Origin of the sequence: Mycobacterium sp. E787 (assembly GCF_001668725.1) — a bacterium.
Lineage (GTDB): Bacteria > Actinomycetota > Actinomycetes > Mycobacteriales > Mycobacteriaceae > Mycobacterium.
The window spans coordinates 1-26,093 of the sequence record NZ_LZKL01000089.1; the positions used below are offsets into that span (position 1 = coordinate 1).

Consider the following 26,093-nt stretch of genomic DNA (forward strand, 5'->3'; position numbering starts at 1 on the left):
ATCCCCGGCTCGAGGTTCAGCTTGCCGAGCGCCAGGTCGAATTTGGCGTTCTGCGCCTCCTCGAGCGTCATGTCGTCGCGCTCGAAGTAGGCGCAGCTGTAGGTCTGGGTGGGGTCCAGGAACAGCCGGAAGAAGTCGTCCGAGAGATCGTAGTGTGCTTGCACATTCCCGAAATGCGGCGTGAGCTGCACAGACATGAGGTATTGAGCCTTTCTGTATCTCGGGTCCCGGGCTTCCCAGCGCCCGCGCGCCCCGGTTTACCCCCGATGCATCCCCTGCATGCTAGCCGTTAAGGCTGTCCAAGTCGCATTTCAAGGCTTGGCTCTACGTCACATACCCGTCACAAGACGCGGGGGCGGATTGGTGGTGCGAACGGCGTGGGTCCACGGCCTTGAGGCGTCAGCCCACGCCCACGTGAGGCGTCTTGGCGCCGCCTCACGGCTCTCGCGGCGGCAGGATCGGCGAGGGGTGCGGCTGCCCGCGGAACTTCTCCAGCGAGCCGCCCGCCTCGACGATGCCGCAGATCGCGCTCCAGCTCAGCATGGTCAGGTAGTCGATCAGCTCGTCGGCGCTCATCCGCGGGTCGGAGATCCAGGAGTGGGTGGCCAGTTGCACGCCGCCGACCATGATGTAGGACCACGTTTCCACCCCGCCCGTGTCCATCCCGGCCTCCTGCATGCGCCGGCGCAGCATCATCGCGAGCATCCGGGCGATGATCCGCTCGGAGTCGGCGATCACCTTGCTCTTGGTCGGCGAGCTGTTGGCCATCACGAACCGATACGGCTCGGGTTCCTCCGCGACGGTCTCGACGTACACCCGGATGATCTCGCGGGTCAGGTCGAAGCCGTCGAGGTTGGACGTCAGCGCACGCGCCATGTTGGGGATCAGCGTCGACTGCGCGAAGCGCATCAGTACCGCGGTGGTCAGGTCGTTCTTGTCGACGAAGTAGCGGTACAGCACGGTCTTGGAGACGCCGATCTCGGCGGCGATCTCGTCCATGCTCAGGAAGCGGCCGTGCCGGCGGATCGCCACGATCGTGCCGTCGACCAACTCGTTGCGGCGCTCCACCTTGTGTTGGTGCCAGCGCCGCTTGCGACCATCCGTCTTGATGGTCGCGGCCGTTATCCGCTCTGCCACTCTCGCCGCTTCCCACTCAATCGACGCCCCCGATACTACGGGTTACCGGGCCGGTTTAGGCGCATGGGCTGCGGATGCTCGGGGGCCACAAGCAGGGCGGTAACACTAACTGCCCACGGCGATAGATGATGGTGTGGTGGTACACAGAGCCCCGGACAGAGCCGAAGCGCCGAGCCGGTCCGGCGTCCCGCCGTCGGACCCGGATCTGATCGCGCCCCCGGCCGGCAGGGCTCGACCGTCCCTCGCCGAATCCTTCGCCGGGGCCGATCCGGAGGCCGACGCGCAGCGACGGGCGGCGCTGCGCCGGATGAAGACGGTGGCGCTGGGTTTCCTGGTCGGCGCCACCGTGGTGTTTCTCGCCTGCCGGTGGGCGCAGGCGCACGGCGCCACCGCGGTCTGGGTCGGCTACGTCGGGGCCGCCGCCGAGGCCGGCATGGTCGGCGCGCTGGCCGACTGGTTCGCGGTCACCGCGCTGTTCAAGCACCCGCTCGGCATTCCCATCCCGCACACCGCGATCATCAAGCGCAAGAAGGACCAGCTCGGCGAGGGCCTGGGCACGTTCGTGCGGGAGAACTTCCTGTCGGCGCCGGTCGTCGAGACGAAGCTGCGCGACGCGCAGGTGCCCAGCCGGCTCGGCAAGTGGCTCTCGGAGCCCACGCACGCAGCCCGGGTGGCGAGCGAGACGGCGACGGTGTTGCGGGTGCTCGTGGAGCTGTTGCGCGACGAGGACGTCCAGCAGGTGATCGACCGGATGATCGTCCGCCGCATCGCCGAGCCGCAATGGGGTCCGCCCGTGGGCCGCGTGCTGTCCACCCTGTTGGCCGAAAACCGCCAGGAGGCGCTGATCCAGCTGCTGGCCGACCGGGCATTCCAGTGGTCGCTGAACGCCGGCGAGGTCATCCAGCGGGTGGTCGAGCGCGACTCCCCGAGCTGGTCGCCCCGCTTCATCGACCATCTCGTCGGTGACCGCATCCACCGCGAGCTGATGGACTTCACCGACAAGGTCCGCCGCAACCCCGACCACGAGTTGCGCCGTTCGGCGACGCGCTTCCTGTTCGAGTTCGCCGACGACCTGCAGAACGACGCGGAGACCATCGCCCGCGCCGAGGCGGTCAAGGAACAGCTGATGGCGCGCGACGAGATCGCCGACGCCGCGGCGACGGCGTGGCGGACGCTGAAAAGGCTGGTGCTCGAGGGTGTCGACGACCCGTCCAGCACGCTGCGCACGCGCATCGCCGACACCGTGGTCCGCATCGGGGAGTCGCTGCGCGACGACGCCGATCTGCGCGACAAGGTCGACAACTGGATCGTGCGGGCGGCCCAGCACCTGGTCTCCCAATACGGGGTGGAGATCACCGCGATCATCACCGACACCATCGAGCGCTGGGACGCCGAGGAGGCCAGCCGGCGCATCGAGCTGCACGTGGGGCGCGATCTGCAGTTCATTCGGATCAACGGCACCGTCGTGGGGTCCCTGGCCGGGCTGATCATCTACGCCGTCGCGCAGCTGCTTTTCTAGGGGTGCTAACAAGTGCTTGCAATAGCAAGCACTTGGTCGTACTCTGGGCGCGTAACGATCAGGCCCACCCGAGGAGTACGCGATGCCGCCGGAGGAGAAACTCTCGGCCAAGGTGTCCACGGCGGCTTCCGAAGTGGCCTCCGACCTCGGCAGCTTCATCCGGGATCTGCGGGAGAACGCGCAGGTCTCGGTGCGCCAGCTCGCCGAGCGGTCCGGTGTCAGCAACCCTTACCTGAGCCAGGTGGAGCGCGGATTGCGCAAGCCGTCCGCGGACGTCCTGAACCAGATCGCGAAGGCGCTGCGGGTTTCGGCCGAGGTGCTCTACGTGCGGGCCGGGATCCTCGAGCCCAGCGACAAGAGCCAGGTGCGCGACGCCATCATCACCGACACGGCGATCACCGAGCGGCAGAAGCAGATCCTGCTGGAGATCTACGCGTCGTTCACCCAGCAGAACGAATCGATTGTGGAGGAGTGTCCGAGCGGATCCGACAGCGACGAGTGATTGCCCTGTCAATCCGCGGGTCTTGACAATTCCCCCCGAATTCACCCCCAGGACTGACACTTGGCCCTTTTTTCAGATGAGAAGAAGTAGTAACCCCGATAGCAAGACAAATCATGAAAGGAAACACGAAGCACATGGCTGAAAATTCGAACGTCGAGGACCTGCGTGCCCCGCTGCTGGCAGCCCTGGGCGCCGCCGACCTGGCCCTGGCCACCGTCAACGAGCTGATCGCCAACATCCGTGAGCGTGCCGAGGAGACCCGCACCGAGACCCGCAGCCGGGTCGAGGAGCGCCGCGCGCGCCTGTCGAAGCTGCAGGAGGACCTGCCCGAGCAGTTCACCGAGCTGCGCGAGCGGTTCACGTCCGAGGAGCTGCGCAAGGCCGCCGAGGGCTACCTGGAGGCGGCGACCAGCCGGTACAACGAGCTGGTCGAGCGCGGCGAGTCGGCCCTGGAGCGCCTGCGCAGCCAGCGGCCCTTCGAGGACGCGTCGGCCCGCGCCGAGGGTTACGTGGACCAAGCCGTCGAGCTGACCCAGGAGGCCCTGGGCACCGTCGCTTCCCAGACCCGCGCGGTCGGTGAGCGGGCGGCCAAGCTGGTCGGCATCGACCTGCCCAAGAAGGCCGAGTCGGCCAAGAAGGCCCCGGCCAAGAAGGCGCCCGCCAAGAAGGCTGCGGCCAAGAAGGCGCCGGCCAAGAAGGCGTCGGCCAAGAAGGTCACCCAGAAGTAATCCGGCACCGAGGCGAACTCGGTGAGATGACGCTCGACTCCGAGTTGCCCTCCGGGGCGACTCGGAGTCGACGTTTTGCGGGCCGCCCGCATACCCTTATGGCGTGCCTCATGTAGTGAACACCGTCATGTGGGTCCTGCTTCTCGCCATCCTGGTGACGGCGGTGTACGCGTTTGTGCACGCGGCGCTGCAGCGGCGCGACGCATATACCGCCGCAGACAAGCTGACCAAACCCGTCTGGTTGCTCATCCTCGGCGGGGCCGTGGCGATGTCCTCCATCCTGTATCCCGTTTTCGGCGTGCTCGGCATGGCGATCGCCGCGTGCGCGGCCGGCGTGTATCTGGTCGACGTGCGGCCCAAACTCCTTGAGATCCAGGGCAAGTCGCGCTAGCGGGATGAAAGCCTTGCTGGCCGCGCCCGCGGTGGCGGTCGCGCTGCTCGGCTCGCCGGCGGCGGCTCCCGCTCGTGCCGACGCCACCCCCGCACCCCCCTTCATCGACCACACCCAGTGGGCGCACTGGAGCGGGCTGCCCAGCCTGCGGGTCTTTCCGACACCTTCGGGGCGGATGGCCGCCAGGCGGCCCTTCGTCGCCACCGACGCGGACGAGGCCTGGGGCGAGGTGCTGGCGCTGTCGCCGGACGCCGACACCGCCGGCATGCGCGCGCAGTTCGTCTGCCACTGGCAGTTCGCCGAGCTCGCCCAGCCGGGCAAGGCGAGCTGGAACCTGGAGCCCTGGCGCCCGGTGGTCGACGACGCCGAGATGTTCGCGACCGGCTGCAACCCCGGCGGTCCCGAAGAAGCGTTCTAGTGGCCGGCCACCCCACCCGGGCCCAGCTGGCGGCCCTGATCGACCACACCCTGCTCAAACCCGAGGCAACCCGCGCCGACGTCGCCGCCCTGGTCGCCGAGGCCGCCGAACTGGGCGTCTACGCGGTGTGCGTCTCGCCCTCGATGGTCCCGGCCGCCTTGGAGGCTGTCGACGCCGCCGCCGGGGCCGCCATGCCGGTGGCGGCGGTGGCGGGTTTCCCGTCGGGCAAGCACGTGTCGGAGGTCAAGGCGCACGAGGCCGCGCATGCGGTGGCGTGCGGGGCGGGGGAGATCGACATGGTCATCGACCTCGGCGCCGCGCTGGCCGGCGAGCTCGGCGCGGTGCGATCCGACATCGAGGCGGTGCGGGCCGCGGCGCCGCGGGCCGTGCTCAAAGTGATCGTCGAGTCGGCGGTGCTGCTCGGCCTCGCCGACGGGCGCCGGCTGGCGGACGTGTGTCGCGCCGCCGAGGACGCCGGTGCCGACTTCGTCAAGACCTCGACCGGGTTCCATCCCGCGGGCGGCGCGTCGGTGGCCGCCGTCGCCCTGATGGCCGGGGCCGTCGGCGGGCGGCTGGGGGTCAAGGCCAGCGGCGGCATCCGCACCGCCGCCGACGCGCTGGCCATGGTGGAGGCCGGGGCGACGCGGCTCGGCCTGTCGGCCACCCGCGCGGTGCTCGACGGCCTCGACTAGCCGTCCCCGCTCACACGTGGGCGAAGCAGGGGTCGGTGGTGTTGTCGTTGGGAATGCTGGCGTTCTGCGTCGAAAAGTGCGCTGACACACCGGTATCGGTGACCTGCACGCTGTCGGCGTGGATGCCCAGCGGGTAGTTTTTGGTGAATTGCGCGGTGAAGTCGTCCAGCGTCGACTGCACCGATTCCTTCGGCATGGTGAAGCCCAGCGCGTTGAAACTCACGATCTGCAGTTGCAGCCCGGTGCCCGACACCACCGGCTTGGCCGTGATGTTGTCGAGCATGCCCTTCAACTCGACCGTGCCGTCGGCCGGGTGAGTGGTCACGCTGTTGGTGACGAACGGCCCCAGCACCGGAATCGCGTTCTGCACCGACTGCTTGATGCCGTCACTGGTCCAGCTGATGGTGGCGTCCAGCGAGCCGATGGTGCCCTTCGAGTTGGCGGTCGACTGGAGCCGGACGTCGCGGATGTTGAGGTTGAGCTTCATGCCCTTGGCGTCGCGGATGTTGTTGCCGGCGGTCTGCACCGAGATGTTGGTGTAGTGCTTGGTCATCTGCTGCCACAGCATCAGCGGCGTCACGCCGAAGGAGGCGGTGGCCTGGTCCTTGACCTCGCACGCCACCGCCTCGGCGACCTTGGTGTCCGCCACGTGGCGGACGTACAGCTCGGCCCCGATCAGGCCCGCGACGATCAGCGCGAACACGATGATGCAGATCAACAGGATGGACAGCGGGTCGCGAAGGAAGCGTCGTTTTCTTTTCACCGGTGCCGGCTCTTCGTTCGGAGTGGCCAGCTTCTCCGTCGGTCCCGCGGGCGGGATGGGCGGCGGCGCGTGGGGGGGCCGCGGCGGGTTCGGGTTCGCGACGCCCAACCTCTCTGTCTGGCCGGGTTGCTGGCCGGGTTGCTGGCCGGGCGCCAACGGCGGCGGGACCTGGCCCGGGCCACCGGTGCTGATGCGCTCGGTGGGCCGCTCAGTGGGGGGCTGACCGAACGGGCCTTGGCTGGCGGGACGGGCCCACGTCGACGGGCCCTCGTTGGGTGGTCCCTGCGGGCCTTGTGGGTTCGTCACCCAACCGATTCTGCCCTATCCAGCTGAGCAAAGTCGGAGCGGTTACGCAGCACCGCGATGCTGTCGCGGGCCGCGGCCACCCGGTCGACGTCGATGTCGGCGACCACCAGTTGCGGGCCGTCGCCGGCCGAGGCGACCACCTCGCCGAGCGGCGAGGCCACCAGGCTGCCGCCCACCCCGGTCGGGGCTCCCGCGCCGGAGCCCGACTTGGTCAGGGCGTCCGCGGGGTCGGCCTGGCCGACGGCGGCGACGTAGCTCATCGAATCGAGCGCCCGCGCCCTCGCCAGCAGCGTCCACTGCTCGAGCTTGCCGGGACCGGAGCCCCAGGACGCGCACACGACGATCAGCTGGGCGCCGCGCCGGGCCAGCTCGGTGTAGAGCGCCGGAAACCGGATGTCGTAGCAAACGCTCAACCCGACCCGGACCCCGTCGACGTCGACCACCACCGGCTCGCGGCCGGGCGCGACGGTGCGCGACTCGGTGAACCCGAACGCGTCGTACAGGTGGATCTTGTCGTAGTGGGTGTCCGGCCGGTTGGGGGCACCCGGCCCGGCCACGATCAGCGTGTTGGTCACCCGCCCGTCGCCGGCGGGGGTGAACATGCCGGCGATCACGGTGATCCCGGATTCCGTCGCGATGCTGCGGACGCCGTTCGCCCACGGCCCGTCGATCGGCTCGGCGACCGGCGCCAGCGGGACGCCGAACCGGCACATGGTCGCCTCCGGGAAGACGACCAGCGTGGCGCCCGCCTCGGCGGCCCGGCGGGCGTAGTCGCCGACGAGCCGCAGGTTCGCCGCCGGATCGCTGCCACTGAGGATCTGGGCCAGCGCGATTCGCATGGGCGCCAGCTTAGGCCCGGCGGTTAGGCGTTGTTGGCGATCCACTCCGCGGTCAGGCGCTGTTCCATAGCCACCAGCTCGGCCAACTGGGCGCCGATGAGCCGCTCCACCTTGCCGCCGATCAGTGGGACCCGCACCTTCACGGTGACGCAGTAGGAGATCCGGGCGCCGCGGGCGACGGGGAACAGCTCGCCGGTGCCCGAAACGTGCACCGGGGTGCCCTCGATCGTGCCCGCGATCGACGCCGAGGCGATGCCGTCGGTGACCGGTCCCCACGTTTCTTCGCGTCTGACGCGGATGTCACCCCGGTGCAGCTGCTTGACGACGGCGGCCAAGTTGTGGCTGCGCACCACCTGCAGCGTGACCACCTCGACGGTGCCGTCGTCCCCGGACTCGCCGCCGATGCGCATCGACTCCAGCCTCGCCTCGTCGACGGGAATGTCGGCCAGCCTGGCGCGCCAATAGCCCTCCTCGTGGAAGGCCCGATGAACCTCTTCGACGCTCGCCTGGTAGTCGGCCGACAACTCGAATGAACGCGGCATAGCTGGCCAGGCTACCGTTACGGGCCATGAAACCGACCGGTGCCGGTTCGCTGTTCGCCGGTGCCCACGTCGCCGATGCGGCGCCGCTCGCGCCGTTGACCACGCTGCGGGTCGGGCCGGTCGCCCGGCGCCTGATCACCTGCACCAGCACCGAACAGGTGGTCGCCGTGCTGGGGCAGCTGGACGACGAGGCCCGCACGGGCGGCGGCGGGCCGGTGCTGGTGTTTGCCGGCGGCTCCAACCTCGTCATCGCCGACACGCTGCCCGAGCTGACCGCGGTGCGCCTGGCCGGTGACGCCGTCACCGTCGACGGCAACGTGCTTCGCGCGGAGGCGGGCGCCGTCTGGGACGACGTGGTGGTTGCGGCCATCGAGCACGGCCTGGGCGGGCTGGAATGCCTGTCCGGCATCCCCGGCTCGGCCGGGGCCACCCCCGTGCAGAACGTCGGGGCCTACGGGGCGGAGGTGTCCGACACCCTCACCCGCGTCCGGGTGCTGGACCGCCGCACCGGCGATGTGCGCTGGGTGCCCGCCGACGAGCTGGGCTTCGGCTACCGCACCAGCGCGTTCAAGCGGGCCAACCGCTCGGGCGGTGAAATCCCTTCCGTCGTACTGGAAGTGGAGTTCGCGCTGGACGCATCGGGCCGCAGCGCGCCGTTGCGCTACGGCGAGCTGACGGCCGCGCTGAACGCGGCCAGCGGTGAGCGCGCGGACCCCGGTGACGTCCGCCGGGCGGTGCTGGCGCTCAGGTCGGCCAAGGGCATGGTGCTCGACGCCGCCGACCACGACACCTGGAGCGTGGGTTCGTTCTTCACCAACCCGGTGGTCTCCCGCCAGGTGTACGAGCGGCTGGCCGATCGCGTGGACGGCCCGCTCCCGCACTACCCGGCGCCGGACGGCGTCAAGCTGGCCGCGGGCTGGTTGGTGGAGCGGGCGGGCTTTCACAAGGGCTACCCGGACCCCGAACCCGGCGGCCCGGAGGCGCCGTGCCGGCTGTCGACCAAGCACGCTCTCGCCCTGACCAACCGCGGCGGCGCGACCGCCGGGGACGTGATCGCGTTGGCCCGCACCGTGCGTGACGGAGTCCGCGCTGTGTTTGGTATCACACTGGAACCGGAGCCTGTCCTGCTCGGTTGCAGGCTTTAGCCGCAAATTCCCGGAAGCGGCGCCCCGGCCTCGAATTGTCATGGCGGGGTAGGGGTCTTGTCTCACGGTATCTTTAACTGTCGTGAGCACCTCCAGTTCCCCCCCGCCGGTCAACCGGCGCATGGCCTTGGCGGCCCTGGGGCTCGGCGTGTTCGCCCCCGGCGTATTGGCCGCCTGCGCCGGCACGGTGGCCAACAAACAGGCCGAGAAGAAGGAGCCGCCGGCGCCGCAGCTGAAGTTCCAGCCGGCCGACTCCGCAGCGGACGTGGTCCCGATCGCGCCGATCAGCGTGCAGGTCACCGACGGCTGGTTCCAGAAGGTGGCGCTGACGAACTCGTCGGGCAAGGCGGTCGCCGGGTCGTTCAACTCCGACCGCACCGTCTTCACCACCACCGAACCGCTGGGTTACGACGCGACCTACACCTGGAGCGGGTCGGCCGTCGGCCACAACGGCAAGGCGATCCCGGTGAGCGGCAAGTTCACCACCGTGTCGCCGAGCAAGAAGATCAGCGGCGCCTTCCAGTTGGCCGACGGCCAGACCGTCGGTGTCGCGGCCCCGATCATCATCCAGTTCGATTCGCCGATCAGCGACAAGGCCGCCGTCGAGAAGGCGCTCACCGTCACCACCGACCCGCCCGTCGAGGGCAGCTGGGCCTGGCTGCCCGACGAGGCGCAGGGCGCCCGCGTCCACTACCGGACCCGCGAGTACTACCCGGCCGGCACCACCGTCAACGTCGACGCCAAGTTCTACGGGCGGCCGTTCGGTGACGGCGCGTACGGCGCCGACGACATCTCGTTGCACTTCCAGATCGGCCGGCGGCAGGTGGTCAAGGCCGAGGTCTCCTCGCACCGCATCCAGGTCGTCACCGACGCCGGCGTGATCATGGACTTCCCGTGCAGCTACGGGGAGGCCGACAAGGCGCGCAACGTCACCCGCAACGGCATCCACGTGGTGACCGAGAAGTACTCCGACTTCTACATGTCCAACCCGGCCGCCGGCTACAGCAACGCCCACGAGCGCTGGGCGGTGCGGATCTCGAACAACGGCGAGTTCATCCACGCCAACCCGTCGAGCGCGGGCGCGCAGGGCAACAGCAACGTCACCAACGGCTGCATCAACCTGTCGACGGCCGACGCCGAGCAGTACTACCGGACCGCGATCTACGGTGACCCGGTCGAGGTGACGGGAAGCTCGATCCAGCTGTCCTACTCCGACGGCGACATCTGGGACTGGGCGGTGGACTGGGACACCTGGGTGGCGATGTCGGCGCTGCCGCCCGCGACCGCGCACCCGCCGGCCACTCAGATTCCGGTCACCGCGCCGGTCACCCCGTCGAACGCGCCGACGCTGTCGGGCACGCCCACTTCTACTCCGGCGACGACCACGAGCCCGTCGCCTAGCCCCGGCGGTTGAACCGCGTCGCGCTGGCCTGGTCGCGCGGCTTGATGACGATCAGGTCGAGGTCCACGTGGGATGGCCGCGTGGCCACGAACCCGATGACCTCGGCGACGTCTTCCGCCACCAACGGCGTGATCCCGGCATAGACGGCGTCGGCGCGCTGCCGGTCGCCGTCGAAGCGCACCAGGGAGAATTCGGTCTCGACCGCGCCCGGCGCAATCTCGGTGAGCCGCACCGGTTTTCCGAGTAGTTCACCGCGCAGCGTGCGGTGCAGGGCGCTTTGCGCGTGCTTGGCCGCGGTGTAGCCGGCGCCGCCGTCGTAGGTCTCCATGGCCGCGACCGAGGTGACCGTGACGATGAGGCCGTCGCCGGAGTCGATGAGCTTGGGCAGCAGCGCGCGGGTGACGCGCAACGTGCCCAGCACGTTGGTCTCCCACATCCACTGCCAGTGTTCGAGGTCGGCGTCGGCGACCGGTTCCAGCCCCCAGGCGCCACCGGCGTTGTTGACCAACACGTCGACCCGGCTCAATTCGGTTGCCAGCGCCCGCACCGCGTCGTCGTCTGTGACGTCGGCCACAATCGCGGTGCCGCCGATCTCGTCGGCCAGCGCCTCGAGCCGGTCCGCCCGGCGCGCCACCGCGACCACGTGGAACCCCTGTGCCGCAAGGGTTTTCGCGGTCGCTTCACCGATGCCCGAACTGGCCCCGGTAACCACCGCGACCCGTCGTTGTCCCCCAGCTGCGTTCACACGGAACAACTCTAGTGAACGTGCTAAGTTCTCGGGGTGCTCCTTGGCGCCCTGATCAACAACACCGCCGCGTGTCTGTGCGCGGCGGGTGCGTGTTGTTGTCGCGCACTTTGCCGCTCCTGACTTTCAGGTGTGGCCGAAGCCGGCCATCAGGAACTCGCACACAAAAGGACACCCATGCGCACTACCCTTACCCGTAGCCACCATTCCCACAGCCGCAAAGGCCTTCCGCGGATGCACCGCCAGATCCTGCCTCCGGCGCTACACATCTCGGACTCGGCGGCGGCATCCGTGTTCCGCGCCGTCCGGCTGCGCGGCCCGGTGGGCCGCGACGTCATCGCGGCCGTCACCTCGCTGAGCATCGCCACGGTCAACCGCCAGGTCATCGCCCTGCTGGACGCGGGCCTGCTGCGGGAACGCGCCGACCTGGCCGTCTCCGGGGCCATCGGGCGCCCGCGGGTGCCGGTGGAGGTCAACCACGAACCGTTCGTGACGCTCGGCATCCACATCGGCGCGCGCACCACCAGCATCGTGGCCACCGACCTGTTCGGCCGCACGCTGGACACCGTCGAGACCCCGACGCCGCTGTCGCCCCCCGGGCCCGCGCTGGCGTCGCTGGCCGAGAGCGCCTCGCGGTACCTGCAGCGCTGGCACCGGCGCCGGCCGCTGTGGGTCGGGGTCGCGATCGGTGGCACCGTCGACGGCGCCACCGGCCTCGTCGACCACCCGCGGCTGGGGTGGCGGCAGGCGCCCGTCGGCCCGGTGCTGGCCGACGCGCTGGGACTGCCGCTGTCGGTGGCCTCGCACGTCGACGCGATGGCGGGCGCCGAGCTGCTGCTCGGCCTGCGGCGCTTCGCGCCGAGCTCGCCGACGAGCCTGTATGTGTACGCCCGCGAGACCGTGGGTTATGCGCTGGTGATCGGCGGCCGGGTGCATTGCCCGGCCAGCGGGCCGGGCACCATCGCGGCCCTGCCCGCCCACTCCGAGCTGCTCGGCGGGACGGGCCAGCTGGAATCCACCGTCAGCGACGAAGCGGTCCTGGTCGCGGCGCGCCGCCTCAAGATCCTGCCCGGCGTCCCGCCCGGGAACCGCACCGCGGGGGCCACGACCGCGATGGCCGACCTGCTGCGGGTGGCCCGGGCCGGTAACCAGCAGGCCCAGGCCCTGCTGGCCGAGCGGGCCCGGGTGCTCGGCGAGGCGGTCGCGTTGCTGCGCGACATGCTCAACCCCGACGAGCTGGTGGTCGGTGGCCAGGCTTTCACCGAGTACCCGGAGGCGATGGGGCAGGTGGAGGCGGCGTTCGCCGTGCGCTCGGTCCTTCCCGCGCGCGACATCCGCGTCACCGCCTTCGGCAACCGGGTCCAGGAGGCCGGGGCCGGGACGGTGTCCCTGGGCGGCCTCTACGCGGATCCGCTGGGCGCGATGCGGCGCGCCGGGGCGCTGGAGTCCCGGCTGCGAGAGGCCGCCGGCGAGTCGTCCGCGTAGAGCGAACGGCGCGCTCGGGCCGGGTCGCGGCCCGTCCTGTAAAGATGAAGGAGTGCGGCACGACGACGGTTCCCGGCGCAGCGACCCGCGCCGGGTCGCAGTTCTGGCGGTGCACACCTCACCGTTGGCCCAGCCCGGGACCGGCGACGCCGGCGGCATGAACGTCTACGTGCTGCAGACCGCGTTGCACCTGGCGCGGCGGGGGATCGAGGTGGAGATCTTCACCCGGGCGACCGCGTCGGCCGATCCGCCGATCGCCCACGTGGCGCCGGGCGTGCTGGTCCGCAACGTGGTGGCGGGGCCGTTCGAGGGCCTGGACAAATACGACCTGCCCACTCAGCTGTGCGCGTTCGCGGCCGCGGTGCTGCGCGCCGAGGCGTCCCACGAACCCGGTCACTACGACATCGTGCACTCCCACTACTGGCTGTCCGGGCAGGTCGGCTGGCTGGCCCGCGACCGCTGGGCGGTCCCGTTGGTGCACACCGCGCACACGCTCGCCGCGGTCAAGAACGCCGCCCTGGCCGACGGTGATGCGCCCGAGCCGCCCCTGCGCACGGTCGGGGAGCAGCAAGTCGTCGACGAAGCGGACCGGCTGATCGTCAACACCGATGATGAAGCGGCGCAACTGATTTCGATCCACCACGCCGACCCGGCGCGAATCGACGTGGTCCACCCGGGGGTGGACCTCGACGTGTTCCGCCCGGGCAACCGCCGGGCGGCCCGGGCCGCGCTCGGGCTGCCGCTCGACGGCGACCTGGTGGCCTTCGTCGGGCGGATCCAGCCGCTGAAGGCCCCCGACATCGTGCTGCGCGCCGCGGCCAAACTGCCGGGGCTGCGCATCGTGGTGGCCGGCGGCCCGTCGGGCAGCGGCCTGGCCTCCCCGGACGGGTTGGTAAGGCTGGCAGACGAACTCGGCATCACCGACCGGGTGAACTTCCTGCCGCCGCAGTCCCGTCCGGACCTGGCCACCCTGTTCCAGGCCGCCAATCTTGTTGCGGTGCCCAGCTATTCGGAGTCGTTCGGGCTCGTCGCCGTCGAGGCGCAGGCGTGCGGCACCCCGGTGGTGGCCGCGTCGGTCGGCGGCCTGCCGGTGGCGGTGCGTGACGGGGTGTCGGGCAGCTTGGTGTCCGGACACGACGTCGGCGACTGGGCGGCCGCCCTGGACCGGATGCTGCGGCTCGACCCGCCCCGGGCCGACGCGATGAGCCGCGCCGCGGCCGCGCACGCGGCCACGTTCTCCTGGGACAACACCACCGACGCGCTGCTCACCAGCTATCGGCGCGCGATCGGCGACTTCACCGCCCTGCGCCAGCGCCGCTTTCGCGACCGGGCCGCGATGCGCAAGCCCCGCCGCTGGGCGACCCGTCGCGGGGTGGGCGCGTGAACTCGACAGTGCAGGCCGTGATCGAGCGCACGCTGCAGGCCAGCGGGCTGACCTACTCGGAGTTCCCCGGGGCGCACGGCGGGCTGCCCGGCCTGGTGGTGGAGCTGCCCGGCGAGCGCAAGCTCAAGACCAACACCATCCTGAGCATCGGCGAGCACTCGGTGCGCGTCGAGGCGTTCGTGTGCCGCAAGCCCGACGAGAACCACGAGGGCGTCTACCGGTTCCTGCTCCGGCGCAATCGGCGCCTGTACGGGGTCGCCTACACCCTCGACAACGTCGGCGACATCTACCTGGTGGGCCGCATGTCGCTGGCATCGGTGGACGCCGACGAGATCGACCGGGTGCTCGGCCAGGTGCTCGAGGCCGTGGACTCCGACTTCAACACGTTGCTGGAGTTGGGTTTTCGGTCGTCGATCCAGAAAGAGTGGGAGTGGCGGGTGTCCCGCGGGGAGTCGCTGAAGAACCTGCAGGCCTTCGCGCATCTGATCGACGAAGACGACGACGAACCTGCGTGAGACACTGACCGGCATGGGTGAAACTGCCACGCTGGTGCTGCTGCGCCACGGCGAGAGCGACTGGAATGCCCTCAATTTGTTCACCGGCTGGGTCGACGTCGGGCTGACCGAGAAGGGGCGGGCCGAGGCGGAGCGCAGCGGCGATTTGTTGAGCGAACATGGGCTGCTGCCCGACGTGCTCTACACGTCGCTGCTGCGCCGGGCGATCACCACCGCGCACCTGGCGCTGGACACCGCCGACCGGCTGTGGATCCCGGTGCGGCGCAGCTGGCGGCTCAACGAACGCCACTACGGCGCGCTGCAGGGTCTCAACAAGGCCGAAACCAAGGACCGCTACGGCGAGGAGCAGTTCATGGCGTGGCGGCGCAGCTACGACACGCCGCCCCCGCCGATCGAGCGGGGCAGCGAATTCAGCCAGGATGCGGATCCCCGCTACGCCAACATCGGCGGCGGCCCGCTGACCGAATGCCTGGCCGACGTGGTGGCGCGGTTCCTGCCGTATTTCACCGACGTCATCGTCCCGGACCTGCGGGCCGGCAAGACCGTGTTGATCGTCGCGCACGGCAACTCGCTGCGCGCCCTGGTCAAGCACCTGGACGGGATGTCCGACGACGAGATCGTCGGGCTCAACATCCCGACCGGCGTTCCGCTGCGCTACGACCTGGACGCCGACCTGCGGCCGGTGCTGCCGGGCGGCACGTATCTGGACCCGGAGGCGGCCGCGGCGGGCGCCGCCGCGGTTGCCGGCCAAGGGCGGGCCTGAGTCGGTCCGCAGGTAAAAGACCGCCTGCATAGGCCCGTTTGCCAAACATCGAGTGAACGGAAGCGGAACACCTATAGCGCAAGATGTGACTTGTCCGATTTTGGCCTCGCTCCGCTAGGGCGGCGTTCACCAAATTTGTAGGATTTTGTTGTGACTGTGTTCTCGGCGCTGTTGCTGGCCGGGGTCTTGTCGGTGCTGGCGCTGGCCGCAGGAGTTGCGGTCGGGGCCCGGCTCGCGCCGCGGGCGGTGCAACGCCGCCAGCAATCCACCACCGAATGGACGGGCATCACGGTCGCGCAGATGCTGCAGCGCATCGTCGCGCTGATGCCGCTGGGCGCCGCGGTGGTGGATTCGCACCGCGACGTCGTCTATCTCAACGAACGGGCCAAGGAACTGGGCCTGGTGCGCGACCGTCAACTCGACAACCAGGCCTGGCAGGCCGCGCAGCAGGCGCTCACCGGCGTCGACGTCGAGTTCGACCTGCGGCCGCCGAAGCGGGGGCCTGGCCGGGCCGGGCTCTCGGTGCACGGTCAGGCGCGGCTGCTGAGCGAGGAGGACCGCCGGTTCGCCGTGGTGTTCGTCCACGACCAGTCCGACTACGCCCGCATGGAGGCGACCCGGCGCGATTTCGTGGCGAACGTCAGCCACGAGCTCAAGACCCCGGTGGGGGCGATGGCCCTGCTGGCCGAGGCGCTGCTCGCCTCCGCGGACGACTCCGAAACCGTCCGCCGCTTCGCCGAGAAGGTCCTCGTCGAGGCGAACCGGCTGGGCGACATGGTCGCCGAGCTTATCGAGCTGTCCCGGCTGCAGGGTGCCGAGCGGCTGCCCAACGTGACCGAGGTCGAGGTGGACACCGTTGTTTCCGAGGCGATTGCACGCCACAAGGTGGCCGCCGACAACGCCCACATCGAGGTCCGCACCGACGCGCCGAGCGGCCTGCGGGTGCTGGGTGACGAGGGGCTGCTGGTGACCGCACTGGCCAACCTGGTGTCCAACGCGATCGCCTACTCGCCCCCGGGGTCGCCGGTGTCGATCAGCCGCCGCCGCCGCGGAGACAACATCGAGATCGCCGTGACCGACCGCGGCATCGGAATCCCCCTGGAAGACCAGGAACGGGTCTTCGAGCGATTCTTCCGCGGCGACAAGGCGCGGTCGCGGGCCACCGGCGGCAGTGGGCTGGGCCTGGCCATCGTCAAACACGTTGCGGCCAACCACAACGGCAGCATCGGCGTGTGGAGCAAGCCGGGGACCGGGTCGACGTTCACCCTGTCGATTCCGGCATACAAGGACAGCGACGAGGAACCCGAGCCACCGCTGGGCCGTGAGGTGCGGCCCAACAGGTCACAACGAGAGGAAGAACTGAGTAGATGACCAGTGTCTTGATCGTGGAGGACGAGGAGTCGCTGGCCGATCCGCTGGCATTCCTGTTGCGCAAGGAGGGCTTCGAGGCCACGGTGATGACCGACGGGCCCGCGGCCCTCGCCGAGTTCGACCGTGCCGGCGCCGACATCGTGCTGCTCGATCTGATGCTCCCGGGCATGTCGGGCACCGACGTGTGCAAGCAGTTGCGCGCCCGGTCCAGCGTGCCGGTGATCATGGTGACCGCGCGCGACAGCGAGATCGACAAGGTCGTCGGCCTGGAGCTGGGCGCGGATGACTATGTCACGAAGCCCTATTCGGCGCGCGAGCTCATCGCCCGGATCCGCGCCGTGCTGCGCCGGGGCGGCGACGACGACTCCGAGATCAGCGACGGCGTGCTGGAATCCGGCCCGGTCCGGATGGACGTCGAGCGCCACGTCGTCTCGGTCAACGGCGACACGATCACGTTGCCGCTCAAGGAATTCGACCTGCTCGAGTACCTGATGCGCAACAGCGGACGAGTGCTGACCCGCGGGCAGTTGATCGACCGGGTCTGGGGTGCCGACTATGTCGGCGACACCAAGACGCTCGACGTCCACGTCAAGCGGCTGCGCTCCAAGATCGAGGCGGACCCGGCCAACCCGGTGCACCTGGTGACGGTGCGGGGACTGGGTTACAAGCTCGAGGGCTAGCGTGCGCTGAGGGCTTCGCGTGTGAAGCCACGGCGCGGATTGTGCACTCAGGGCGCCCTGTACGCACAGTCAAAACCCAGGATTCACACTCAATTCGCGCGGGCGCCGACGATTTCGTCGGCCACGCCCAGCGCCAGCGCCATGATCGACAGCTGCGGGTTCACCTCCGGGCAGCTGGGCAGGATCGACGCGTCGGCGACCCACACGCCGTCTGCGCCGCGCAGCCGCCCGGTCTCGTCGACGGGGCAGCGCTGGTCGTCGGCGCCCGCGGCCGCCGTGCCCGTCGGGTGGAAGGCGGCCAGATGCAGGCTGCGCGCGTCGCTTCGGCTCAGCGCATCGCGCAGCGCGGGCAGCGACGTCACCGTCGTCGCGCCGGGTAAGCCGGTGAGCACCTCGACGGCACCCGCGGCGAACAGCAGCCGGCCCATGGCCTCGATCGCCACTCGCAGCTTGGCGACATCGGCCCGCGCGATGTTGTAGCGCACCAGCGTCTCGCCGCGCACCGACGACACCGACCCGACGCCGCGGTCGGCCACCATGGCGCCGAACGTCGCGACCTGCGGCGCGCGGTCGAGCCAGCCGAGCAGCTCGGCGCCGTAGCCGGGAAAGACCATCGAACCCATCCCCGGCGGCGTGGAGGTCGCCTCGATCAGCACGCCGTCGGACTCGTGGAACTCGTGCACCGCCGCGCTTTGCAGCACGCCGTGCCAGGCGACGACGTCGTCGTCGAATCGCCCGGCCAGCATCGTCGCCGGGTGCAGCGCCAGGTTGCGGCCCAGGCGCGGGTGAGCACCAAAACCGCTGCGCCGCAACAACCCCGGCGTCTCGGTGGCGCCCGCGGCGATGATGACCGTGTCGGCGAGCACGTCGAGCGCGGTGCCGTCGGGGCGGCGGGCGCGCACCCCGCGGGCGCGCCCTTGCCGGTGCAGCACCCGCTCGACGCGGGCGTGCGAGATGATCCGCGCGCCGGCCGCGCACGCCTGCGGCAGCGCGTTGAGGTGCACGCCGAACTTGGCGTTGCGCGGGCAGCCGATCGCGCACTGGCAACAGCCTTCGCAGCCCGGCGCGTTGCGCGGGATGGGCGCCGCCCGCCAGCCCAGCGTCGCGGCGGCATCCAGCAGCAGCCGCCCGTTGCGCCCCATGATCTCCAGCGGGACCGGCGCGACCCGCATGGTGCGTTCGACGTCGTCGAGGCGCTCGCTCAGCCGGTCTTCATCGGCCAGGCGCAGGCCGAAGTCGTCGCGCCAGCGCAGCGTCACGGCGGGCGGCGGCCGGTAGCAGGTGCCGGAGTTCACCACGGTGGTGCCGCCGACCGCACGACCGATGGGCAGCACCACCGAAGGGCGGCCCAGCGCGACGGTGGCCCCCGCGCCGCGGTACAGCCCGGCGTACCGGTCGATGGGGTGGCCGGTGCGGAAATCCCCGACGGTCCAGCGCCGCCCCTCCTCGAGCACGACGGTGTCGAGGCCGGCCCGCGCCAGGGTGCGGGCCACCATCGCCCCGCCGGCGCCGGACCCGACGACGACCGCGTCGGCGACGACGACCGAGCCGCTCTCGGGCGACGGGGTGACGTTCAGGGGCGCGTCCGGGCGCGCGACGTCATGCTCCTGGGCACGCGAAAGCAGTTCGGGCGCATAGGTTTCGGCGCCGTTGGCCAGCAACACGATCGCCTTCAGCGCTTCGACGGCCGCCCCGGCGTCCGGGCCGAGGGCGGCGACCCGCCGCAACACCCGCTCCCGCTCACCGGGGCCGAGCCGTGACAGCGAGCGGCCGGTGGTGAGGTAGCTCGCCGCGGCCAGCGAGACCAACCCGGCCCGCACCGCCGCCCGTGATGTGGCTGGCAGCCGCTCCAGGTAGCGGTCGACGCGGCCGGCGAGATCGGCGGGTGCCGGGCCGCCGCACTCCCGGGGGAGCAGCGCGGCGCCGAACGACGCGGCGAGACGGCTCATCCGAAGCGTCCGACCCGGCGCCCCAGCTTGATGAAGAACGGATAGGTCGCGAAGATGCCGGCCGCCGCCGCGTGCAGCCGCGGGCCCGCCTGCGCGGTGTCGACGCCGAAAACGCCGCTGTTCCACATGAAGTCGCGCCCGTTCTGCGCGCGGAAGGGCCGCCACAGCACACCGAGGCCGGGCACGTTGTTGTAGAGGCCGAACGAGCCGCCGAAGAAGACGCCGAGGGTGGCGGCCTCGGCGAGCTCCCGGCGGTCCGGGGGCAGCCGCCGCTCGATGAGCACTCCGGCGGCGAACAGCAGCGGCGGGTCGAGCGCAAAGCTCACGACGGGATCCTTTCGTTGATTTGGGGTGCGTCAGCGCCGCGCAGCCCCACTTCGGCGTGCCCGGTTCCCAGCACCGACCAGTGCCGGTCGTCGATGTCGATGTGGATGTCGGCCTGCTCGGTGTTGGTGCACACCGCGCGGCCGCCGTCGGGGTCGGTGTATCCCAGGCTCACGCACCGCTCCGGCGGCTGGTCGACCCGGATGAGCACCCGGCGACCGCCGATGCGCCCCTCCAGCTGCCAGTGCCGCAGGCCCAGCGTCGTTTTCATCCGCAGCGACGGCAAAGGGCTTGGGGGCCAATCCTTCCCGTCGATGCGGAAGCGAACGAACGCCATCGGCGCCAGCCTGCGCAGCCCCGGCTTGTGCGACACCGCGGTGACCGCCTCCACCACGTCGCCGCCGCCGAGGTCGGCGTGGATCCAGCCCCAGCGCCGGGCGTTGCCGTGTCCGTAGATGTGCGCGACGCCGCCGCGCCACCCCTCGATGCGCGCGGCGGCGTCTGCTTGAAGGTCAGTGGTCAATGAGCCCGCGAAGTCGGCGGTGGGGGCGACGACCACCTGGGCGCCGGGCAGCAGCTCGCGCTCCCACGCCGCCCGGGGAAACGTCCACAACGGCGTGCCGGCGTCCGTCCAGGACAGGTCCCATGCCAGCGATCCCGCGCGCCCGGCCAGCTTTTCCGGCGCCACGCGCACCCCCGCCGCGTCGAACCAGGCGGTGCCCGAGGCCGGCCCGGCGGGCTCGGGGCCGAACCGCTCGGTGCGCGGCGGGCCGTCGGGCGCGAACCAGGTCGCCCAGCCGTGCGCGTAGGGGGCGTCCGCGGCGTGGAGGGGAGCCACCGTCTCGCAGTGGATCCACAGGCCGGCGCGGGTCAGCGGATCCGACAGGGTGGCGTACCAGACCTCCAGGCGGCCGGCCTTGCCGCGCCAGCGCGGGGCGGAGGCCGATCGCAGCTCGTCGTCCACGTGCTCACCTCCGGTCGGGACGCGGGCGCTCGGTTGCTGTCCGGGGCCCGGTCGGTCCACTATATTGGTTGAGCCAATGAACCAGTCAAGCGCACTGCAGCCGCCCGATCGCCAGCGGGTCGACGAACAGATCGCCGCGTCGATCGCCGACGCGATCCTCGACGGCGCCTTTCCGCCCGGGTCGACCCTGCCGCCCGAGCGCGAGCTGGCCGAGCAGCTCCGCGTCAACCGCACGTCGCTGCGCCAGGGGCTGGCCCGGCTGCAGCAGATGGGTCTCATCGAGGCCCGGCACGGCAGCGGCAACGTGGTGTGCGACCCCCAGGCGCTCACGCATCCCGCCGTCGTCGAGGCGCTGGTCCGCAGGCTCGGCCCCGAGTTCCTGGCCGAATTGCTGGAGATCCGGGCGGCGTTGGGCCCGATGATCGGCCGGCTGGCGGCGCAACGCAGCACGCCGGAGGACGCCGAGTCGCTGCGCGCCGCCCTGACGGCGGTGCGCGAGGCCGACGGCCCGGCGGCGCGCCAGGCCGCCGACCTGGCCTACTTCCGGGTGCTCATCCACGGCACCCGCAACCGCGCGCTGGGGTTGCTGTATCGCTGGGTCGAGCACGCGTTCGGCGGCCGCGAGCACGAACTCACCGGCGCCTACGACGACGCCGCCCCGGTGCTGGCCGACCTGCGGGCGATCACCGACGCCGTGCTGGCGCGCCAGTCGGAAGCGGCGGCCGCCGCGGTCGAGGGTTACCTCAACGCCAGCGCCCTGCGAATGGTGTTGTCCTACAAAAGAACCCAGGCCACCTGAGCGCGGGCCGGCGCTATTCGGCGATCCGGGTGGCCGGGTGCACCGCGATGAGCCCTAACTTGCTGCGCCGCTTGCACATCGCCGCCAGCTCCGCATAGGCCTTCGCGCCGAGCAGTTCGGTGAGCTCGTCGGCCATGCTCTCCCACACCTGCTTGGCGCCGACGTGGGCGGCCGGATCGCCGGTGCAGTACCAGTGCAGGTCCGCCCCGCCGGAGCCCCAGCCGCGGCGATCGAATTCGGTCACCCAGGTCTTCAAGATCTCCGTCCCGTCGGGCCGGGTCACCCATTCCTGGCTGCGCCGGATCGGTAACTGCCAGCACACATCGGGTTTCATGGTGAGCGGTGCCACCCCCAGCTTGAGAGCCTTGGTGTGCAGCGCGCACCCGGCCCCGGCGGGGAACCCCGGCCGGTTGAGGAAAATGCAGGCGTCCTTGTGCTTGCGGGTGCGGTACTGGGGCTGGCCGTCGTGCTCGTCGAGCTCCAGGTAACCCTTGCGTCCCAAGCCCTTCTCGCGGAACTGCCAGTCCTCGTCGGTCAGCGTCTTGACCGCGTCGTCCAGCCGGGCCCGGTCGTCGTCGTCGGACAGGAACGCGCCGTGCGAGCAGCACCCGTCGTCGGGGCGGTCTTCGACCGTGCCGCGGCAGGCCGGTGTGCCGAACACGCAGGTCCAACGCGACAGCAGCCAGGTGAGGTCGGCCGCGATCAGGTGCTCCGGATTGTCCGGGTCGTAGAACTCCACCCATTCGCGGGCGAAGTCCAACTCGACCTCCTGACCCGGTTCCGGGTGCGAATTCGCCACGTCGCCAACGTTAGACCACGATTCCGGCCGTCCGGCACTTTGACGCGACGGACTCGTCGGCAGGTCGGACCGCGGCGCGCATCGTCACCCGGCGGGGCTGAATTGCCGGTTCGCCCCCTCGCCGCTTGCGCGGCTGGGGGTGCCCCCACCTCGCGCCGCTTCGCGGCGCGCATCGTCACCCGGCTAGGTTGTTGCTGTGCGGTTAGGCGTGCTCGACGTGGGCAGCAACACGGTTCATCTGTTGGTGGTTGACGCCCACCGCGGTGGGCATCCCACGCCCATGAGTTCGACGAAGGCCACGCTGCGGCTCTCCGAGTCGATCGACAGCTCCGGCAAGATCACCAAGCGCGGCGCCGACAAGTTGGTCTCCACTATCAAAGAGTTCGCCAAGATCGCTGACAGCTCGGGCTGCAAGGAGCTGATGGCCTTCGCCACCTCGGCGGTCCGCGACGCCGAGAACTCCGACGACGTGCTGTCCCGGGTGCGCAAGGAAGCCGGCGTCGAGCTCGAGGTGCTGACCGGGGTCGACGAGTCGCGGCTGACCTTCCTCGCGGTGCGCCGGTGGTACGGCTGGAGCGCCGGTCGCATCATCAACCTCGACATCGGCGGCGGCTCGCTGGAGTTGTCCAGCGGCGTCGACGAGGAGCCCGAGGTCGCGTTGTCGCTGCCGCTGGGTGCGGGTCGCCTGACCCGGGAATGGCTGCCCGACGATCCGCCCGGGCGGCGGCGGGTGGCGATGCTGCGCGACTGGCTGGACGCCGAGCTGGCGGAGGCCGCCGTCACGGTCCTCGAGGCCGGGCCGCCCGACCTCGCGGTCGCCACGTCGAAAACGTTCCGTTCGCTGGCGCGGCTGACCGGGGCGGCGCCCTCGGCGGCCGGACCGCGGGTCAAGCGGACGCTGACCGAGAACGGCCTCAGGCAACTCATAGCTTTCATCTCTAGGATGACCACCGCTGACCGGGCCGAACTGGAGGGAGTGAGCGCCGAGCGGGCACCGCAGATCGTCGCGGGTGCGCTGGTGGCGGAAGCGAGCATGCGAGCGCTGTCGATCGAAGCGGTGGATATCTGCCCGTGGGCGTTACGGGAAGGTCTCATCTTGCGCAAACTCGACAGCGAAGCCGACGGAACTGCGCTGTTCGACAGTTCCTTGCGCGATGCTGGAGGTCAGAAGGCTGATCGGAACGCCAACCGATCGAGAGGCGACAAATCATGACCGGACCCCACTCCGAGACCGAGAGCCCCGGCACTCGGCCGATCTCGGTGGCCGAGCTGCTGGCCAGGAACGGAACGATCGGCGCCCCGGCGGTCACCCGGCGGCGGCGCCGTCGGCGCGGCGACAGCGACGCGGTGACCGTCGCCGAGCTCACCGGTGAGATCCCCGTCATCCGCGACCACGACGACGACCACGACGACGACCACGACGTCACCGAAGAGCCGGCCAACGGGACGATCCAGGTCGCCGAGCAGACCGCCGAGGACCGGCGCACGACCTCGTACTGGTCCGAACCCGAGCCGCGCTGGCCCAAGTCACCGCCCCAACCCAAACGGTTGTCGGGCCCGGAGCGCAGCGCCTACCCGCGGCCCCTGCCGCACCCCGAGGCCCCCGCCGATGCCGCCCAGTCCGGCGCCGAGGACATGAGCCCCGACCCGCTGGACCATTACACCGACGTCCCGGTGGACGTGATGGACTCCGAGGTGCGCGAGGCCGAACCCACGTCGGAGGATTCCGCCTTCGTGCGCTCCTTCCTGCACTCCGACTCGACGCTGTTCGGCGGCCAGACGCTCGCCGACGAGGTGGCCCGGCGGCGCGGCGGCGAGCCGTCCGCGGACTCGCTGACGGAAGAGCTCGGCGAGGACCGCCTCGACGCCGAGGTCGGCCGCGCCGACGAGGAACTGCACGAGGCGCCGAGCCGGCTCCAGGGGCTGTGGCAGGGCTTCCTGACCGTGCTGCAGTCGATCCTGGCCGTCGCGTTCGGGGCGGGGCTGTTCGTCGCGTTCGACGAGCTGTGGCGGTGGAACAGCATCGTGGCCCTGGTGCTGACGGTGCTGGTCATCCTCGGCCTCGTGGTGGGAGTCCGCGTGGTGCGCAAAACCGAGGACATCGCGAGCACGCTGATCGCCGTCGCGGTGGGGGCGCTGATCACCCTGGGGCCGCTGGTCCTGTCGCTGCAGTCGGGCTAGCCAGATCCACTGAGAACCCATAGAGACCATTGCGCCCGGCAATCAAAGTAGGCCTGTCGACGGCCTCGGTGTACCCACTGCGGGCCGAGGCCGCCTTCGAATACGCCGCCAGGCTCGGCTACGACGGGGTCGAGCTGATGGTGTGGAGCGAGTCGGTCAGCCAGGACATCGGCGCCGTCAAGAAGCTGTCCCGGCGCTATCGCGTGCCGGTGCTGTCCGTCCACGCACCCTGCCTGCTGATCTCGCAGCGGGTGTGGGGCGCCAACCCGATTCCCAAGCTCGACCGCAGCGTGCAGGCCGCCGAGCAGCTCGACGCACAGACCGTCGTCGTGCACCCGCCGTTTCGCTGGCAGCGGCGCTACGCCGAGGGGTTCAGCGACCAGGTCGCCGCCCTGGAGGCGTCCAGCGACGTCAAGGTCGCGGTGGAGAACATGTTTCCGTTCCGGGCCGACCGGTTCTTCGGGCCCGGGCAGTCCCGGGAACGGATGCGCAAGCGGGGCGGCGGCCCGGGCCCGGCGATCTCGGCGTTCGCGCCGTCCTACGACCCGCTGGACGGCGACCACGCCAACTACACGCTGGACCTGTCGCATACGGCGACGGCCGGCACCGATTCGCTGGAGATGGCCCGGCGAATGGGTGAGGGCCTGACCCACCTGCACCTGTGTGACGGCAGCGGCCTGCCGGCCGACGAGCATCTGGTGCCGGGACGCGGCACCCAACCCACCGCCGAGGTGTGCCAGATGCTGGCCGGCGGCCGCTTCGCCGGTCACGTGATCCTGGAGGTGTCGACGTCCAGCGCGCGTTCGGCCCAGGAGCGCGAAGCGATGCTCGCCGAGTCGCTACAGTTCGCGCGCACGCACCTGCTGCGCTGACCTCCGAAGACCACCAGGAGAACATGGACGCGCTATTCACCACCGCAATGACGTTGCGGGAGGCCGGTCAAGGCATCTACCCACGCGTTTTTGAAGGTGAGCTCGACAAGCACTGGACCATCGGGCCCAAGGTGCACGGTGGCGCGATGCTGGCGCTGTGCGCCAATGCCGCCCGCACCGCGTGCGGCGCGCAGCCGGACGGACCCGAACCAGTGGCCGTGTCGGCGAGCTTTTTGTGGGCGCCGGATCCGGGGCCGATGCGGCTGGTGACCTCGTTCCGCAAGCGCGGCCGCCGGGTCAGCGTGGTCGACGTCGAGCTCATGCAGGGCGAGCGCACCGCGGTGCATGCGGTGGTCAACCTTGGCCAGCCGGAGCATTTTCCGCCCGACGGCTCGCACGCGCCGCTGCTGTCGGCGAACCCGGTCCTGGATCTGATGGCTCCCGAACCCCCCGACGACGTCGAGCCCATCGGGCCGGGTCACCCCCTGGCCGGCCTGGTGCACCTCGGCGAGGGATGCGACGTGCGACCGCTGCTGTCGACGATGCGGCCGCGCGACGGCCACCCGCCGATGATCCAGATGTGGGCGCGCCCCCGCGGCGTCGCGCCGGACGCGCTGTTCGCGCTCATGTGCGGAGATCTGTCGGCGCCGGTGACCTTCGCCGTCGACCGCACCGGGTGGGCGCCCACCATCCAGCTGACGGCCTTCCTACGGGCTCTGCCCGCCGACGGGTGGCTGCGGATCCTCGCGACCTGCATGGAGATCGGACATGACTGGTTCGACGAGGACCACATCGTCGTCGACCACCTGGGCCGACTGGTGGTGCAGGCCCGGCAACTGGCGATGGTGCCCGCCGCCCGCTGACGGGCGGTGTCTGGA

General features: G+C 70.6%; 28 protein-coding genes and 1 pseudogene. 19 read left to right on the plus strand and 10 right to left on the minus strand.

Annotation, left to right across the window (positions count from 1 at the left end; all coding sequences use genetic code 11):
* The coding region (locus A5705_RS17145; RefSeq protein WP_197517000.1) for a class I SAM-dependent methyltransferase at nucleotides 1-197 on the minus strand (197 nt) is incomplete at its 3' end.
* Nucleotides 198-435: 238 nt separating this feature from the next.
* A complete protein-coding gene (locus tag A5705_RS17150) occupies nucleotides 436-1,137 on the minus strand; it encodes a TetR/AcrR family transcriptional regulator (RefSeq protein WP_067881333.1) in 702 nt (233 codons plus the stop codon).
* 133 nt (nucleotides 1,138-1,270) lie between these two features.
* On the opposite strand from A5705_RS17150, the gene A5705_RS17155 reads away from it, so the two are divergent.
* The 6 genes and pseudogenes from A5705_RS17155 (at nucleotide 1,271) to deoC (ending at nucleotide 5,387) form a co-directional block, all read left to right on the plus strand.
* Complete coding sequence (locus A5705_RS17155) at nucleotides 1,271-2,656, plus strand: DUF445 domain-containing protein (protein ID WP_369803363.1); 1,386 nt, start codon at nucleotides 1,271-1,273, stop codon at nucleotides 2,654-2,656.
* Between the two features lie 82 nt (nucleotides 2,657-2,738).
* Nucleotides 2,739-3,159: pseudogene (locus tag A5705_RS17160) on the plus strand (helix-turn-helix domain-containing protein); the annotation flags it as partial.
* A 133-nt stretch (nucleotides 3,160-3,292) separates the two neighbouring features.
* Nucleotides 3,293-3,886 carry a heparin-binding hemagglutinin HbhA gene (gene hbhA / locus A5705_RS17165; protein WP_067881339.1) on the plus strand — a complete coding sequence of 198 codons (594 nt, stop codon included), beginning with the start codon at nucleotides 3,293-3,295 and terminating at the stop codon, nucleotides 3,884-3,886.
* Nucleotides 3,887-3,989: 103 nt separating this feature from the next.
* The gene (locus A5705_RS17170; RefSeq protein WP_197517001.1) at nucleotides 3,990-4,277 is read left to right on the plus strand and encodes a DUF2516 family protein; all 288 of its coding nucleotides are present in this window, start codon (nucleotides 3,990-3,992) and stop codon (nucleotides 4,275-4,277) included.
* A 4-nt stretch (nucleotides 4,278-4,281) separates the two neighbouring features.
* Nucleotides 4,282-4,695, plus strand: a complete 414-nt coding sequence (locus A5705_RS17175; protein WP_068278767.1) for a DUF2599 domain-containing protein — start codon at nucleotides 4,282-4,284, stop codon at nucleotides 4,693-4,695.
* The gene (deoC, locus tag A5705_RS17180; protein ID WP_068278769.1) at nucleotides 4,695-5,387 is read left to right on the plus strand and encodes a deoxyribose-phosphate aldolase; all 693 of its coding nucleotides are present in this window, start codon (nucleotides 4,695-4,697) and stop codon (nucleotides 5,385-5,387) included. The genes A5705_RS17175 and deoC overlap by 1 nt, the downstream gene beginning before the upstream one ends.
* Nucleotides 5,388-5,397: 10 nt before the next feature.
* Here the strand turns inward: deoC and A5705_RS17185 are convergent, their stop codons facing one another.
* Genes A5705_RS17185 through A5705_RS17195 form a run of 3 tightly spaced genes read right to left on the minus strand, consistent with a single transcriptional unit; the run spans nucleotide 5,398 to nucleotide 7,837 of the window.
* Complete coding sequence (locus tag A5705_RS17185) at nucleotides 5,398-6,456, minus strand: DUF2993 domain-containing protein (protein ID WP_067881348.1); 1,059 nt, start codon at nucleotides 6,454-6,456, stop codon at nucleotides 5,398-5,400.
* Nucleotides 6,453-7,295: a carbon-nitrogen hydrolase family protein gene (locus A5705_RS17190; protein WP_068278771.1), complete on the minus strand. Its 843-nt coding sequence runs from the start codon at nucleotides 7,293-7,295 to the stop codon at nucleotides 6,453-6,455. Before A5705_RS17190 ends, A5705_RS17185 begins: the two co-directional genes overlap by 4 nt.
* Nucleotides 7,296-7,318: 23 nt before the next feature.
* Nucleotides 7,319-7,837, minus strand: a complete 519-nt coding sequence (locus tag A5705_RS17195) for a DUF2505 domain-containing protein (RefSeq protein ID WP_067881354.1) — start codon at nucleotides 7,835-7,837, stop codon at nucleotides 7,319-7,321.
* 26 nt (nucleotides 7,838-7,863) lie between these two features.
* On the opposite strand from A5705_RS17195, the gene A5705_RS17200 reads away from it, so the two are divergent.
* Both A5705_RS17200 and A5705_RS17205 read left to right on the plus strand, forming a co-directional pair.
* Nucleotides 7,864-8,982 carry a UDP-N-acetylmuramate dehydrogenase gene (locus A5705_RS17200; RefSeq protein ID WP_068278773.1) on the plus strand — a complete coding sequence of 373 codons (1,119 nt, stop codon included), beginning with the start codon at nucleotides 7,864-7,866 and terminating at the stop codon, nucleotides 8,980-8,982.
* Nucleotides 8,983-9,103: 121 nt separating this feature from the next.
* Entirely contained in the window at nucleotides 9,104-10,396 is a 1,293-nt protein-coding gene (locus A5705_RS17205; RefSeq protein ID WP_067881360.1) for an Ig-like domain-containing protein, read from the plus strand.
* Here the strand turns inward: A5705_RS17205 and A5705_RS17210 are convergent.
* Nucleotides 10,380-11,129, minus strand: a complete 750-nt coding sequence (locus tag A5705_RS17210; RefSeq protein WP_067881363.1) for an SDR family NAD(P)-dependent oxidoreductase — start codon at nucleotides 11,127-11,129, stop codon at nucleotides 10,380-10,382. The two genes, A5705_RS17205 and A5705_RS17210, sit on opposite strands and share 17 nt — an antisense overlap.
* A 177-nt stretch (nucleotides 11,130-11,306) precedes the next feature.
* On the opposite strand from A5705_RS17210, the gene A5705_RS17215 reads away from it, so the two are divergent.
* The 6 genes from A5705_RS17215 to regX all read left to right on the plus strand — a co-directional run bounded on the left by A5705_RS17215 (nucleotide 11,307) and on the right by regX (nucleotide 17,327).
* A complete protein-coding gene (locus tag A5705_RS17215) occupies nucleotides 11,307-12,614 on the plus strand; it encodes an ROK family transcriptional regulator (protein ID WP_067881540.1) in 1,308 nt (435 codons plus the stop codon).
* A 52-nt stretch (nucleotides 12,615-12,666) separates the two neighbouring features.
* Nucleotides 12,667-13,998 (plus strand): D-inositol-3-phosphate glycosyltransferase, encoded by a 1,332-nt coding sequence (mshA, locus tag A5705_RS17220; RefSeq protein ID WP_068278774.1) that lies wholly within the window; start codon nucleotides 12,667-12,669, stop codon nucleotides 13,996-13,998.
* Nucleotides 13,995-14,513, plus strand: coding sequence for a YbjN domain-containing protein (locus A5705_RS17225; protein WP_068278776.1), 519 nt, complete (start codon nucleotides 13,995-13,997; stop codon nucleotides 14,511-14,513). The genes mshA and A5705_RS17225 overlap by 4 nt, the downstream gene beginning before the upstream one ends.
* A gap of 13 nt (nucleotides 14,514-14,526) precedes the next feature.
* Nucleotides 14,527-15,276: a phosphoglyceromutase gene (locus A5705_RS17230; RefSeq protein WP_067881372.1), complete on the plus strand. Its 750-nt coding sequence runs from the start codon at nucleotides 14,527-14,529 to the stop codon at nucleotides 15,274-15,276.
* Nucleotides 15,277-15,426: 150 nt separating this feature from the next.
* A complete protein-coding gene (locus A5705_RS17235; RefSeq protein WP_156738447.1) occupies nucleotides 15,427-16,647 on the plus strand; it encodes a cell wall metabolism sensor histidine kinase WalK in 1,221 nt (406 codons plus the stop codon).
* Nucleotides 16,644-17,327: a two-component sensory transduction protein RegX gene (gene regX / locus A5705_RS17240; protein WP_066917713.1), complete on the plus strand. Its 684-nt coding sequence runs from the start codon at nucleotides 16,644-16,646 to the stop codon at nucleotides 17,325-17,327. The genes A5705_RS17235 and regX overlap by 4 nt, the downstream gene beginning before the upstream one ends.
* An 89-nt stretch (nucleotides 17,328-17,416) precedes the next feature.
* Here the strand turns inward: regX and A5705_RS17245 are convergent, their stop codons facing one another.
* The 3 genes from A5705_RS17245 to A5705_RS17255 are packed head-to-tail and all read right to left on the minus strand — an operon-like array spanning nucleotide 17,417 to nucleotide 20,564.
* Nucleotides 17,417-19,276 carry a GMC family oxidoreductase gene (locus tag A5705_RS17245; RefSeq protein WP_068278778.1) on the minus strand — a complete coding sequence of 620 codons (1,860 nt, stop codon included), beginning with the start codon at nucleotides 19,274-19,276 and terminating at the stop codon, nucleotides 17,417-17,419.
* Complete coding sequence (locus A5705_RS17250; RefSeq protein WP_068278780.1) at nucleotides 19,273-19,602, minus strand: hypothetical protein; 330 nt, start codon at nucleotides 19,600-19,602, stop codon at nucleotides 19,273-19,275. The genes A5705_RS17245 and A5705_RS17250 overlap by 4 nt, the downstream gene beginning before the upstream one ends.
* Nucleotides 19,599-20,564, minus strand: coding sequence for a hypothetical protein (locus tag A5705_RS17255; protein ID WP_068278782.1), 966 nt, complete (start codon nucleotides 20,562-20,564; stop codon nucleotides 19,599-19,601). The genes A5705_RS17250 and A5705_RS17255 overlap by 4 nt, the downstream gene beginning before the upstream one ends.
* Nucleotides 20,565-20,640: 76 nt before the next feature.
* Here A5705_RS17255 and A5705_RS17260 point away from each other — a divergent pair, with 76 nt between their 5' ends.
* Entirely contained in the window at nucleotides 20,641-21,363 is a 723-nt protein-coding gene (locus A5705_RS17260) for a FadR/GntR family transcriptional regulator (protein ID WP_067881386.1), read from the plus strand.
* Between the two features lie 13 nt (nucleotides 21,364-21,376).
* On the opposite strand, the gene A5705_RS17265 is transcribed toward A5705_RS17260, so the two are convergent.
* The gene (locus A5705_RS17265) at nucleotides 21,377-22,162 is read right to left on the minus strand and encodes a hypothetical protein (protein WP_067881389.1); all 786 of its coding nucleotides are present in this window, start codon (nucleotides 22,160-22,162) and stop codon (nucleotides 21,377-21,379) included.
* A 196-nt stretch (nucleotides 22,163-22,358) separates the two neighbouring features.
* On the opposite strand from A5705_RS17265, the gene A5705_RS17270 reads away from it, so the two are divergent.
* From A5705_RS17270 to A5705_RS17285, 4 genes are read left to right on the plus strand one after another with little or no spacing between them, the layout of a single operon-like run.
* Nucleotides 22,359-23,375 carry a Ppx/GppA family phosphatase gene (locus A5705_RS17270; RefSeq protein WP_067881392.1) on the plus strand — a complete coding sequence of 339 codons (1,017 nt, stop codon included), beginning with the start codon at nucleotides 22,359-22,361 and terminating at the stop codon, nucleotides 23,373-23,375.
* Nucleotides 23,372-24,343 (plus strand): hypothetical protein, encoded by a 972-nt coding sequence (locus A5705_RS17275; protein ID WP_067881394.1) that lies wholly within the window; start codon nucleotides 23,372-23,374, stop codon nucleotides 24,341-24,343. The genes A5705_RS17270 and A5705_RS17275 overlap by 4 nt, the downstream gene beginning before the upstream one ends.
* A gap of 29 nt (nucleotides 24,344-24,372) precedes the next feature.
* On the plus strand, nucleotides 24,373-25,215 hold the full coding sequence (locus A5705_RS17280) for a sugar phosphate isomerase/epimerase (protein WP_067881397.1): 843 nt from the start codon (nucleotides 24,373-24,375) through the stop codon (nucleotides 25,213-25,215).
* 23 nt (nucleotides 25,216-25,238) lie between these two features.
* A complete protein-coding gene (locus A5705_RS17285; RefSeq protein ID WP_067881400.1) occupies nucleotides 25,239-26,078 on the plus strand; it encodes a thioesterase family protein in 840 nt (279 codons plus the stop codon).
* Nucleotides 26,079-26,093: the final 15 nt, after the last annotated feature.